10 protein-coding genes are annotated in these 12,631 nt (G+C 34.9%); 4 read left to right on the top strand and 6 right to left on the bottom strand.

Annotation, left to right across the window (positions count from 1 at the left end):
• Positions 1-6: 6 nt before the first annotated feature.
• Genes CBF36_RS08350 through thrC form a run of 3 tightly spaced genes read right to left on the bottom strand, consistent with a single transcriptional unit; the run spans position 7 to position 2,802 of the window.
• Complete coding sequence (locus CBF36_RS08350) at positions 7-444, bottom strand: ACT domain-containing protein (protein WP_125958000.1); 438 nt, start codon at positions 442-444, stop codon at positions 7-9.
• Positions 426-1,310: a homoserine kinase gene (gene thrB, locus CBF36_RS08345; protein ID WP_125957999.1), complete on the bottom strand. Its 885-nt coding sequence runs from the start codon at positions 1,308-1,310 to the stop codon at positions 426-428. Before thrB ends, CBF36_RS08350 begins: the two co-directional genes overlap by 19 nt.
• A gap of 4 nt (positions 1,311-1,314) precedes the next feature.
• Positions 1,315-2,802: a threonine synthase gene (gene thrC / locus CBF36_RS08340; protein ID WP_125957998.1), complete on the bottom strand. Its 1,488-nt coding sequence runs from the start codon at positions 2,800-2,802 to the stop codon at positions 1,315-1,317.
• Between the two features lie 83 nt (positions 2,803-2,885).
• Between thrC and CBF36_RS08335 the strand changes: the two genes are divergently transcribed.
• Genes CBF36_RS08335 through CBF36_RS08325 form a run of 3 tightly spaced genes read left to right on the top strand, consistent with a single transcriptional unit; the run spans position 2,886 to position 6,347 of the window.
• A complete protein-coding gene (locus CBF36_RS08335; RefSeq protein ID WP_125957997.1) occupies positions 2,886-4,025 on the top strand; it encodes a homoserine dehydrogenase in 1,140 nt (379 codons plus the stop codon).
• Positions 4,018-5,340: an aspartate kinase gene (locus CBF36_RS08330; RefSeq protein ID WP_125957996.1), complete on the top strand. Its 1,323-nt coding sequence runs from the start codon at positions 4,018-4,020 to the stop codon at positions 5,338-5,340. The genes CBF36_RS08335 and CBF36_RS08330 overlap by 8 nt, the downstream gene beginning before the upstream one ends.
• Complete coding sequence (locus CBF36_RS08325) at positions 5,337-6,347, top strand: aspartate-semialdehyde dehydrogenase (protein WP_125957995.1); 1,011 nt, start codon at positions 5,337-5,339, stop codon at positions 6,345-6,347. Before CBF36_RS08330 ends, CBF36_RS08325 begins: the two co-directional genes overlap by 4 nt.
• Positions 6,348-6,398: 51 nt before the next feature.
• Here the strand turns inward: CBF36_RS08325 and alaS are convergent, their stop codons facing one another.
• Both alaS and CBF36_RS08315 read right to left on the bottom strand, forming a co-directional pair.
• Positions 6,399-9,044 carry an alanine--tRNA ligase gene (alaS, locus tag CBF36_RS08320; RefSeq protein WP_125957994.1) on the bottom strand — a complete coding sequence of 882 codons (2,646 nt, stop codon included), beginning with the start codon at positions 9,042-9,044 and terminating at the stop codon, positions 6,399-6,401.
• 281 nt (positions 9,045-9,325) lie between these two features.
• Positions 9,326-10,246: an alpha/beta hydrolase gene (locus tag CBF36_RS08315; protein ID WP_125957993.1), complete on the bottom strand. Its 921-nt coding sequence runs from the start codon at positions 10,244-10,246 to the stop codon at positions 9,326-9,328.
• A gap of 68 nt (positions 10,247-10,314) precedes the next feature.
• On the opposite strand from CBF36_RS08315, the gene CBF36_RS08310 reads away from it, so the two are divergent.
• Positions 10,315-10,749 carry a GNAT family N-acetyltransferase gene (locus CBF36_RS08310; protein WP_207854490.1) on the top strand — a complete coding sequence of 145 codons (435 nt, stop codon included), beginning with the start codon at positions 10,315-10,317 and terminating at the stop codon, positions 10,747-10,749.
• 141 nt (positions 10,750-10,890) lie between these two features.
• Here the strand turns inward: CBF36_RS08310 and CBF36_RS08305 are convergent.
• Positions 10,891-12,631 (bottom strand): Cna B-type domain-containing protein (locus tag CBF36_RS08305; protein ID WP_125957992.1); only part of this gene is annotated, 1,741 nt, incomplete at its 5' end.

Raw genomic sequence — 12,631 nt, 5'->3', positions numbered from 1 at the left:
TTTCTTTTATTCTATTGATAGTAATTGCAAGTGATTGACTCCCCTAAGCTTTTCTAATTCAATCAATAAATCATTAACAGAAATTGTTAACTCTTTAATATCAATCCCCATCACAACGGTTGCTGTATCTTGAATGGGAATATTTTGATTAATGGTTAACACATTTCCACCTAACTCTGATAGACGGTTTAATACAGAAGACAACAACCCTTTTTTATCTGTTAGATTAAATGAAATCAATGTTTTTCTAATTTGTGCTGTTTTATCAGCCACAAAGACATGGTCTTTATATTTATAAAAGGCACTCCTTGAAATGCCCACTTCATTGACCACTTCACTAATATTTTTATAATCTCCTGAGTTAAGTAATTTTTTTGCCTCAATAACCTTTGAAAAAACTTCAGGCAAGACAGCTTGATTAACAATTAGATAGTTCTGTGACATACGTTTGCTCCTTTATAGTCCACTGATAAATCAAGAGCTCTCCAATGATGTTTCAGCGACTTCAAAGAATCATTTAATGCCTCCATGTTGACTGACTGATTATAGACTCCCATCAGCGTTGACCCACTTCCTGAGATATAAAACCCTTTTGCTCCTGATTTTTTTGCGATATTCTCTACTATATCATATTCGTCAATCAATTTTTTACGATAAGGTTGATGAATGTCATCATCTAAAAATTTGTCTAAATTAGTAGCATCTCCTGTTTTTAATGCTTCTAATAAAAACAATAATTTGGCTTGATTATTAACCACAGTTTTCAATGAGTAACTTTCTGGTAACACATCTCTTGCCACAGCTGTTTCTAACGTAAAATCTGGTACAAAGGCAACAAATTGGTAAGATTCATCAACTGGATAATGCTGATAAAAAATTGTATCTCCCATTTGGTATGAGGCACTTAATCCACCAAGCAATGCTGGTACCACATTATCAGGGTGTCCCTCAAGTTGTGTACAATAGGTGACTAACTCACTTTCACTTAAATGTAACTCATGTAATTCATTTGCTGCTAATACACCTGACACAATACAGACTGCACTGCTACCTAATCCCCTAGCAAACGGAATATCACTATCTATTTTTAATTTAATTGGTGTAACAGGTTTATTTAATTTTTCTAAAACATACTTATAAGATTGATAAATCAAATTATCTTCTGTCTGGAATGCCACAGGACACCCTGTAATCTCCAACTTGTCTGATAATTCAACCTCACATTCCCCATAAAATGTCACAGCTAAACCTAATGTATCAAATCCCACACCTACATTGGCAGACGTGGCGGGTACTTGAATATGAACCATAAGCTTACTCACCTACCTGTTTAATAATAATATCTTTCATTTGCTCAATATCAATCACTTCATCATGCAAAATTGGTAACTCTTTTAAGTCTTTCAACTGTTTTGGTGCATAGACGGTTGTTTTTTCTTCTAATTCATCAATTAGTTTAAATTCATCTTGCGCGCTATCAATCTCAAGTTTTGGAATATCTTTGCTCACTTCTTGAACAAATTTATAAGGAGAAGCAGTTGATAAAATCACTGTTTTTTCTTTCTTTTCTGGACTGTTTTCTAGCACATAAGAAGCCACGGCTGTATGTGGATCAAGCAGATAACCTTTTTCGTTATAAACTTTATCGATTTGTTCAGCGACTTCTTTGTCTGTCGCATATCCTGTCTCAAACGTACACTGAATTGTTTTTAGCAACTCATCAGAAATCTTGAATTTCCCTGTTGTTTTTAATTGGTTCATTAAGTCGGCTACATACTTAGCATCTCCCCCACTTAAATGGAACAGCATTCTTTCTAAGTTTGATGAAATCAAAATATCCATACTTGGAGAGCTTGTCTTTTTAAACTCACGATTGGTATCATACTCTCCTGTTTTTAAGAAATCATATAACACATTGTTCTCATTTGATGCACAAATCAACTTATTAATTGGCACACCCATTTGTTGCGCGTAATATCCTGCTAAAATATTACCAAAATTTCCAGTTGGCACGATGTAATCCACTTTTTCACCTAATTTGATTTCACCGGTGTTAACTAATTCTGCATAAGATACAAAATAATAAACAACTTGGGGAATTAGTCGACCAATATTAACCGAGTTGGCACTTGAAAACTCAATGTCATGGTCTTTTAGTAAAGCTACCAATTCTTCATCATGGAATAAACGTTTCACATTACTTTGCGCGTCATCAAAATTTCCGTTTATTGATACCACCGCGACATTATCTCCATCTTGTGTTTGCATCTGTTTTTCTTGAATGGTTGAAACACCATTGTTTGGATAGTAAACAATGATATCAACTAGCGGATCATTTTTAAACCCTTCTAAAGCAGCTTTTCCTGTGTCTCCACTTGTTGCCGTTAAAATTAATCGTTTATTCGTATTATTTTGTGTTTTTGCTGATAAATTAACTAGTTTTGGTAAAAGTGATAAAGCAACATCCTTAAATGAACACGTTGGTCCATGGAATAATTCTAAAACAAAATCATCGCCAACTTTTTTTAATGGCGTAATCTTTTCATCACTAAACGTATGAGTGTACGCTTCTTTTACACATTTTTTGATATCACTTTCTGAAAACTCATTGAAAAACTGATTGAGAACCAGTGCTGCAATCTCTTGATAGTCCTTATCTAAAACAGTCGATACATCTAAATTGACATCATCTAAGTTAGGCAAGACAAACAATCCTCCATCAGGACTTAACCCTGCTAAAATCGCTTGACTAGCGGAATAGTTAATTGTTTCATTTCTGGTACTTTGATATTTTTTTTCCATCGTAACACTCCTTGTCTTTCATTTTAGTCTATGATACAATGTTCACCATATAAAAACAAGTGTATTTTACAGGAGGACTTATTATGAAAATTGCAATCCTTGGTTTTGGAACAGTTGGTTCAGGTGTTTATGAAATTTTACAGCAAAAAAATTTAGCAAAAAAATTTAGCGTGGAAAAAGTATGGTGTCGTCCTAGTGACACGATGACTATTCCAAACTTCTGTTCTAATATCGAAGACATTATAAACGATAAAGAAATCGAATTAGTCGTTGAAGTCTTAGGCGGTATCGATGTCCCCTTTGATTTAATTTCTCGTATGTTAAAGAGTAAAAAACATGTGGTCACTGCAAATAAAGCAGTCATTGCTAGACATTATGATGAACTAACTAATTTAGCAAAAGAAAATGGTGTGTCCTTAAGCTTTGAAGCAAGTGTTGGTGGAGGAATTCCATGGATTAAAAATGTTGAACTCGCTTCAAGAATTGATAACATCTCAAAATGTTATGGTATTTTAAATGGTACATCAAACTTTATCTTAGATACGATGCTAAAAGAAGACGAAGATTTTGGTGATGTGTTAAAAGAGGCCCAAGACTTAGGTTACGCTGAAGCTGACCCAAGTGCAGATATTGATGGCTTTGATGTGTTAAACAAATTAATCATTTCAGCTAGAAAAGCATTTAATAAAAAACTTGATCCAGATGATTTCTTTGTTCACTCAATGAAGCAAATCACAAAAGGCGATATTCATTACTTCAAACAAAAAGGTCAAATTGTCAAATACATTGGTGAAATCACGCATGATGAAGGGGTTATCTCGTTACACGCTGTACCTGAAACATTTGTTGAAGCAACCATTCCAAGTAACAATAATATTGCCAGTCTTGAAGGCCAAACAATCGGAACACTCAAATTTTACGGTCAAGGTGCTGGAAAATTACCAACAGCCAATGCAGTGGTTCAAGACATATTAGATATTTCAAAAAATATTTCTTATATAGATACTGACAATGATGAAAATAATGCTATAATTGATACCAAACAAAATCATTATACATTCATTATTCGAACAAACGAATCAGTTGATGCCAGTTTAATTAAAGAAACAGATGGCGACTACCTTATCACTCATCCAATCACTTTATCTGACATCAAAAAGCAAACACAATTAAAAGACGCTCTTATTGTGAGAGTGATTACTCAGGAGGATTGGCATGATTAAAGTAACAAAATTTGGTGGGAGCAGTGTCGCAAATGCAACACAATTTAGAAAAGTTAAGCACATTATTGATAGTGACCCAACAAGAACAGTTGTGGTCACAAGTGCTAGTGGAAAAGAACAATCAGATGATCATAAAATGACTGACTTATTGTACTTATGTTATGAACATAAACGCTATGGCATGCCATTTGATGATTTATTTCAAATGATTCGTGACAAATTAACACGCATCGAAAATGAATTAAACTTAACATCTGATATCTCTAAAGATTTAGATAGTTTATACGATAAAATACAAGATTCCATCGACATTGATTACTTAGTCAGCCGCGGGGAATATTTAACAGCCAAATTATTGAGTAATTACTTAGGCTTTAAATTTGTTGACGCTAAAGACATTATTATCTTTAAACCAAATGGGCAAATTGATGAAAAACGCTCTTGTAAAGCAATTCAACATCATGTTAAACAATCAGACAAAATCGTCGTTCCTGGATTTTATGGCGCTTATCCTGATAAATCCATTCACTTGATGTCACGTGGTGGTAGTGATATTACAGGTAGTTTTCTAGCTAGTGTGATGGATGCAGTCTGTTATGAAAACTGGACAGATGTATCTGGTATCTTAAAAGCTGACCCACGCATCGTTAGAGATCCAAAACAAATTGAAACCATTACCTATGAAGAATTACGTGAATTAGCCTATATGGGGGCAAATGTCATCCACGAAGAAGCGGTCAACCCTGTCAGAGAAAAATGTATTCCAATCCATATTTTAAATACCAATGACCCTACCAATTGCGGAACAGTCATTACAGCTGAAGATGAACAGGAGAAACGTCAAGCGATTACCGGAATTACGGGTAAAAAAGATTTTTCCATTATTACAGTGGTAAAATCACATATGTCCAATGACTTTGGGACTATCAGAAAAGCACTAGAATGTATGGAAAAATACCGCATTATCGTAGAGCATATCCCAACAGGTGTGGATTCTTTCTCACTAGTTGTTGACTCTGATAAATTAAAACCCTTTTACTATGAAGTCATTTCTGATTTAAAAGCCATCACACAAGCAGATAAAGTAACGGTGATTCATGATATCGCCTTAATCGCCATTGTCTCTCGTTTTATGAAAAACAAAACAGGGATGAGCGGTCGTTTGTTTAGTGCTCTTGGAAAACAACACATTAATATCTCACTCATCTCACAAACAAGTGATGAGTTAACCATTATTATTGGGGTTAAAAATGAAGATTACAATACAACCATTCAAACAATTTACTATGAATTCGAAGGAGACGATAGTTTATGAGTCAATTAACAGTCGCTATTTTGGGCGCTACAGGTGAAGTTGGAAAAGAGATGTTAAATTCTTTATTAGAACGCAACATCCCGATTAAAGACTTGAAATTATTTGCTTCTAAAAGAAGTGCTGGTCAAACCATGATGTTTGGTGACAAAGAATTAGTCATTGAAACCCTTACAACAGATTGTTTTGAAGGCATTGATGTGGTGCTATGTGCCTTAGATGATGACATTGCACGCATTTATTTGCCAGAAGCTAAAAAACAAGGATGTTTAGTGATTGATAATTCAAGTATTTATCGCTTAGATGAAAATGTCCCATTGGTTGTGCCAGAAGTAAATCCTGATGATATTTTTAATCATCAAGGAATTATTGCCAACCCTAATTGTTCAACCATTATTGCACTTGTCGCGATTGCAAAATTACATAAAGAAGCAACCATTCATTCAATGATTGTATCCACTTATCAAGCAGTATCTGGTGCAGGTAAACAAGGGATTGAAGAATTAGAAACGCAAGTCGTTGATATTGCAGAAGGAAAAAGTGTCACACCTCACATTTTCCCTTATCAAATCGCGTATAATTTAATCCCTCAAATTGGTGGCTTTAACGAAGAAGGCCATTCAAGTGAGGAAATGAAATTACAAAATGAAGGACGTAAAATCTTGCATCATCCCGACCTTGATGTAACGTGTACTTGTGTTCGTGTGCCTGTTATTCGTTCTCATTCTGAAGCTATTACACTCTTCTTAGACAAAGACTTATCTGTTGAAGAAGCACGACAAATCGTCAGTGAAACAGATGGCGTCAAGTTAATCGATGATTTAGACCATCAAGGCTACCCAATGCCTCTAGATACATCAAATCAAGATTTAGTCTATGTTGGACGAATTCGTAAAAGCAAGATTGGAAATCAATCTGTTTTAACATTATGGTGTTGTGGCGACCAAGTGAGAAAAGGCGCAGCAACAAACGCTGTTCAAATTTTAGAATATTATATTCAAAACAAATAGCAAAAAAGCTTAGAAACCAATAATTGATTTCTAAGCTTTTTCTTTTTTCATTTATTTATGTTCACTAATCCAAGATGCTACTGCATCAAGCGCTGATTGTAACCCTTCTGGATTTTTACCACCAGCTTGAGCCATGTCAGGACGACCACCACCGCCACCACCAACAAGTGGGGCAATCGCTTTGATTAAATCTCCTGATTTCAATCCTTTGTCATTCATTTCTTTTGTCATACTGACAAGTAAGTTAACTTTCTCACCTTGTACTAAACCTAAAACTAAAATATCAGACAATGATTTTTGTTTCCATTGATCTGCCAATTGACGTAATTGATTCATGTCTTTTACTGCTACTTTAGAGGCGATATATGTTACACCATCTACTTCTTTAATGTTTTTAAACACATCTTCTGCTTCAGCGTTAGCTAATTTTGCACTTAATTGTTCCACTTCTTTTTGAGCTTGTTTTAATTGTTCTTGTAATTGTTCCACTCGTTGAACTGTATCTTTCAGTTGAGGTGCTTTAACAAATTTAGAGACTTCACGAAGTAACCCTTCTTCTTCTCTAAAGGCTTCATAAGCTTCTTTACTTGTCACAGCTTCAATACGTCTGACACCTGCACCAATTCCTGATTCAGAAACGATTTTGAAAACACCAATATCAGAAGTATTACTTACGTGTACCCCACCACATAATTCAATAGAGTAACCATCAACATTTACCACACGAACATTTTTACCATATTTTTCACCAAACAGTGCCATTGCACCCATTTCTTTTGCTGAATCAATATCTGTTTCAACTGTGACAACTGGTAAGTGAGCCCAAATTTTTTCATTTACGATTTCTTCCATTTGTTTTAACTCTTCAGGTGTCACTTGCTCAAAATGAGTAAAGTCAAATCGTAAATAACCTGGTGCTACAAGTGACCCTGCCTGATTAGCATGCTCTCCTAATACATCTTTTAACGCACGGTGTAATAAGTGAGTCGCTGTATGATTTTTTGTGATGCGTTGTCGTAATTCTTTATCAATCACTAATTGGTATGTGTCGTCTGTTTTTAATTCACCAAACACTTCCACTTGGTGTAGTGATTGACCATTTGGTGCTTTTTTAACATTTACTACATTGGCAACCAAATCACCTGATTCATTGTAAATTGACCCTTTGTCAGCAACTTGTCCACCCATTTCAGCGTAGAATGGTGTTTGACCAAAAATTAATTGTGCATTGCCTTCAGTTGTCGCATCTTTAATCTCATCATCTTGGATAATCACCATTAATTTAGCATCAACTGTGTCTTCAGTATATCCGACAAATTCACTCACTACTTTAATATCTGTTAATAAAGATGATTGAACAGACATTGATTCTTCTTTTGAACGAGCCGCACGAGCACGATCTCTTTGAGCGGTCATTTCCACTTCAAATCCTTCGTGATCCACACTTAGTCCTTCATCTTGAGCCATCTCTTCAGTCAACTCAACTGGGAATCCATACGTATCATATAATTTAAAGATATCTTTACCAGATAAGACTGTTTGGTTAGATGCTTTCAAATCTTTAATTAACTCACTAATAATTGATAGTCCATCATTAATTGTTTCGTGGAATCTCTCTTCCTCTGTTTTAATCACTTTTTGAATAAAGTCTTGTTTTTCAACAATTTCTGGGTAATAACTTTCCATAATTTGTCCAACAACAGGCACTAAATCCACTAAAAAGGCTTTATCAATTCCAAGTTTTTTACCATGCATCACCGCACGACGAATTAAACGACGTAACACGTAACCGCGACCTTCATTTGATGGCAATGCCCCATCACCAATCGCAAATGATACCGCACGAATATGGTCAGCAATGACTTTGAAAGACGTATCTGTTGCACTATCTTTACCATATTCTTTTCCATCAGACATTTTTTGAGTTGCTTCAATGATTGGAATAAATAAATCTGTTTCAAAGTTTGTTTTAGCATCTTGGAAAATAGATACCATACGTTCTAATCCCATACCCGTATCAATGTTTTTATGTGGTAACGGTAAATACTCATTGTTTTCAGTATGATTAAATTCTGAGAATACTAAGTTCCAAATTTCTAAATAGCGTTCATTTTCGCCACCTGGGTAATTTTCTGGATCATCTTCTGCCACATCATTGTATTCTTGTCCTCTATCAAAGAATATTTCAGAGTTTGGACCACATGGACCAGCCCCAATATCCCAGAAGTTTTCTTCTAATTTAACAATCGATTCTTTTGGTAAACCAACTTCTTCATGCCAAATACGAAAGGCGTCATCATCATCTGGATGAACTGTCACGTATAATCTGTCTTTATCTAAACCAAACCATTTTTCACTTGTTAATAATTCCCAAGCCCAATGGATCGCTTCGTTTTTAAAGTAATCCCCTACTGAGAAATTTCCTAACATTTCAAACATCGTATGGTGACGTGCTGTTTTCCCAACGTTTTCAATATCATTAGTACGAATACTTTTTTGAGCGTTGGTAATTCTTGGGTTTTCAGGGACAACAGACCCATCAAAATATTTTTTTAATGTGGCTACTCCTGAGTTAATCCATAATAACGTTGGATCATCAATTGGGACAAGAGAGGCACTTGGTTCAATTTTATGCCCTTTTGTTTCAAAAAAATCTAAAAATAATTGTCTAACTTGGCTACTTGATAATTGTTTCATCCATATTCCTCCTAAAAATAATAAAAAAGCACCCTGCAGTCAAGGACGTTTACCGCGGTACCACCTTGATTGCAATGATGCTTTGACAGTCATTACCTCTTTTACTTTCTTAACGCGAAAACACGTGATAGATTACTATCAAAGTCATAAGGGAGCATTTTTAAATTAACTGCACTCTCTCACCAAACAAGCGCTCTCTGATTCATTCATCATTTAAAAATATGTCCTTAAGTTGCATATAAATTATAATGAAAAAACCTCTAGCTGTCAATGCTTCTTGACTATTTTGGAAAATACTTTGCCAAAAAAGTTTCAATGGTTTTTTTGTATTCTTCAGGGTATTTTTTTAGGGAATCTGCATGTTTTGCTCCTTCAAAAATAACCAACTCTTTTGGTCCTTTTGTAGCATTATACACTTCATAAACCATTTTTTCAGGAACAAAATCATCTTTATCCCCATGAATAAATAACATTGGCAGGGTATTTTTTTCTAATTGTTTGACTGCACTTGCTTCACTAAATGAATACCCCGCAAGAAGTTTCGTGTATCCAGAAGCTAGTGGAATCATTGGAAATGCTGGTAGATGAAACATATCATTTAACTGAAAAGCTAGTTCATTGTCTACTGAATCATACCCACAATCTTCAATAATAACCTTCACTTGATTTGGTAACTCCTCACCACTTGTCATCATGACAGTTGCTGCCCCCATGCTTAATCCATACAGAACAATGTCAACCTTTTCTCCATATTCTTTTATCACTGTGTTAATCCACTTCACATAATCGTTTCGATCCAACCAGCCAAACCCAACATATTTTCCTTCGCTCTTTCCATGCGCACGGTTATCTGGTACCAATACATCAAAACCTTCATCATAAAAAAGTTGAGCGTACTGTCCCATGAAATCACTTTTACCCATGTATCCATGTGCAACAATCGCGACCTTTTTACTCGGTGTATCATGTGTAACTTTTTTAGCGACTAATTTTAATCCATCATCACTTTTAATTGATAATTCGCTTAAACGATTCGCTGAAAATTGCCAATCTTTGTCAATTTTTTCTTGTTTCACATCATTAATGAAATCTTTTTTTCCTGCCACAATTGCATAGTTAAATAAATAATTAACCCCTGCACCTAACCCTATGATAATAAAAATAACTAGAATCACTAGTCCATAAGTTAATACCTTTTTCATACTTACCTCCAACATTAAGATAGTAGTATGATACACTGAAACTATCTATTTGAAAAGGAGAGAATCATATGATTCAAATTGTCTTTAATAACGCCCCTTGGAACAAAGCTGCTGCATTTTATTTAAGAACACTTGTCTTTGTCCAAGAACAAGGAATATCCTTAAAAGCTGAATTTGATGAACTAGATATCGATAGCACCTTTTATCTAGTCATTTATCATGATAAAAACCCTGTTGCAACAGTTAGGTATCAACAAGATGACGAAACCACTTTACGTCCCGATAGGTTATGCGTCCATAAAACGATGCGCAAACAAGGTTTAGGTAGACGATTAATTTTAGAATTAGAACAAATCGGTAAAAAACAACACTGTACGCTTTCTCGAGTTCATGGAGAAAAGCAAGCAATCGGTTTTTATCAAAAATTAGGCTATCAAGTTGTCTCGGATGAATTCATTGAAGATGGCATTATTTGTGTGCTGTTAGAAAAAGAACTTAGATAAAAAAGAGACTGACCTAAAAGTAACTTTTTAAATGAAAATCACTAAACTAACAAAACAGAAATCCCATGAAGTCAGTGTTTTAATAAACTGATTTCATGGGATTTTTTTATTTTAAGACTTTTGGATCAGTCTCATGTCATATTATTCTGTTACACTATGTTGTTTTACATACCAGACAACTATCGCACTAACCATAAGAACAACTAGTCCACTGATAAATAGCATAACGTCACTCTTTTCACCCGTACTTGGTAATTTATTTTGTGAGTTTGAGTTGTTATTTGATTGTCCGTTACTACTGTTGTTATTTCCACCTGTATTTGGAACGTTATCTCGCGACTCATCATTTAAAGTATTTGTGATAATGATGTTACCAATATTCGTGTCATTCACACTTGTTGTGTAACCTGGTACATCCGTTATTTCTTCCACTGTATAGTTAATTGATTTTCCATTCGCTTTTTCGGCTAATTTATCCCACGTATATGTCCAATGATTATCCTCATTCAATTCAACAGCTTTACCACTTTTCTTACCATCCGCATAGAGTTGAACTTTAATGCTCGTTGGACGTGTATTGTTTTTATTTTGATTATCTTCCCAACGTTTTGTCACGGTAACGCTTGTTTTTCCTGGTGTGTAATGATTGGTTATATCTGTACCATCAATACTAGTTGAGTAACCTGAGACAATGTTTTCTGTCACGGTATAATTTATTTCTTTACCTGACTCATATTTTGGTAGATTAGTAAAATCATATTTCCAGTTATCTTTTTCAGTCACTGCTTTAGTCTCAATAACTTTACCATTCGCTAATAAATTCACTTCAATCGAGGTTGGACGCTTACCATCTTGATTATTGGCATCATCCCAGTGTTTTTCACCTTTTACTTGAGTCATCTCAGGCGTGTGAGTATTCGTAATAATAATATTCCCCTTATCATTATCTGACACACTCATTGAATAATCAGGTACTTTTTCAATCTCTTTTACTGTGTAATGAATTGTTTTTCCATTGGCTTTTTCATCTAACTCTTGCCAAGTATACTGCCACTTATTACTGTCATTTAATTCAACTGGTTTACCACTTTCATTGCCATCTGCATAAAGCTGAACTTGAATGGACTCTGGTCGTAATCCGTCTTGATTTTGATTATCATCCCAACGTTTTGTCACGGTGACACTTGTTTTACCTGGTGTGTAGTGATTGGTCAAATCAGCACCACTCACTGTTGTGGAATAATCTTCCACTGCATTTTCAGTCACGGTGTAACGAATTAACTTACCTTGATTGTATTTTGGCAGATTAGTAAATTCATATTGCCAATTGTCTTTTTCTGTCACTGTTTTAGTATCAATAATTTTCCCATCAGCTAGTAAATTCACTTCAATTGATGTCGGGCGTTTGCCATCTTGATTATTGGCATCATCCCAGTGTTTTTCACCTTTAATTTCAGTGATTTCTGGATCATGGGTATTTGTAATAATGATATTTCCAATGTTATCATCTAGCACATTTGTTGCGTAACCTGATACCTCATTGATTTCTTTAACAGTGTATTTAATTGTGGTTCCATTTGCCTTTTCAGCTAAATCTTGCCAAGTATATGTCCATTCATTCCCATCATTTAATTCCACTGGTTTGCCACTTTCTTTGCCATCTGCATAAAGCTGAACACTAATAGCATTCGGACGTATTCCGTCTTGATTTTGGTTGTCATTCCATCGTTTTGTGACTGTCACACTTGTTTTACCTGGTGTATAGCGGTTTGTTAAGTCTGTACCATTCACTGTTGTGGAATAGTCTTCCACTGTATTTTCAGTCACGGTGTAACGAATTAACTTACCTTGATTGTATTTTGGCAGATTAGTAAATTCATAT

This window comes from Vagococcus bubulae, assembly GCF_003950315.1.
GTDB classification, from domain to species: domain Bacteria; phylum Bacillota; class Bacilli; order Lactobacillales; family Vagococcaceae; genus Vagococcus; species Vagococcus bubulae.
The sequence above is the reverse complement of the archived record's forward strand: the minus strand, read 5'-3'. Positions and strand labels throughout refer to the sequence as shown.

What these genes read in the sequence shown, in the direction of transcription:
- CBF36_RS08350 (WP_125958000.1), bottom strand. Translation starts at nt 444, where the DNA reads ATGTCACAGAACTATCTAATTGTTAATCAAGCTGTCTTGCCTGAAGTT.
- thrB (WP_125957999.1), bottom strand. Translation starts at nt 1,310, where the DNA reads ATGGTTCATATTCAAGTACCCGCCACGTCTGCCAATGTAGGTGTGGGA.
- thrC (WP_125957998.1), bottom strand. Translation starts at nt 2,802, where the DNA reads ATGGAAAAAAAATATCAAAGTACCAGAAATGAAACAATTAACTATTCC.
- CBF36_RS08335 (WP_125957997.1), top strand. Translation starts at nt 2,886, where the DNA reads ATGAAAATTGCAATCCTTGGTTTTGGAACAGTTGGTTCAGGTGTTTAT.
- CBF36_RS08330 (WP_125957996.1), top strand. Translation starts at nt 4,018, where the DNA reads ATGATTAAAGTAACAAAATTTGGTGGGAGCAGTGTCGCAAATGCAACA.
- CBF36_RS08325 (WP_125957995.1), top strand. Translation starts at nt 5,337, where the DNA reads ATGAGTCAATTAACAGTCGCTATTTTGGGCGCTACAGGTGAAGTTGGA.
- alaS (WP_125957994.1), bottom strand. Translation starts at nt 9,044, where the DNA reads ATGAAACAATTATCAAGTAGCCAAGTTAGACAATTATTTTTAGATTTT.
- CBF36_RS08315 (WP_125957993.1), bottom strand. Translation starts at nt 10,246, where the DNA reads ATGAAAAAGGTATTAACTTATGGACTAGTGATTCTAGTTATTTTTATT.
- CBF36_RS08310 (WP_207854490.1), top strand. Translation starts at nt 10,315, where the DNA reads ATGATTCAAATTGTCTTTAATAACGCCCCTTGGAACAAAGCTGCTGCA.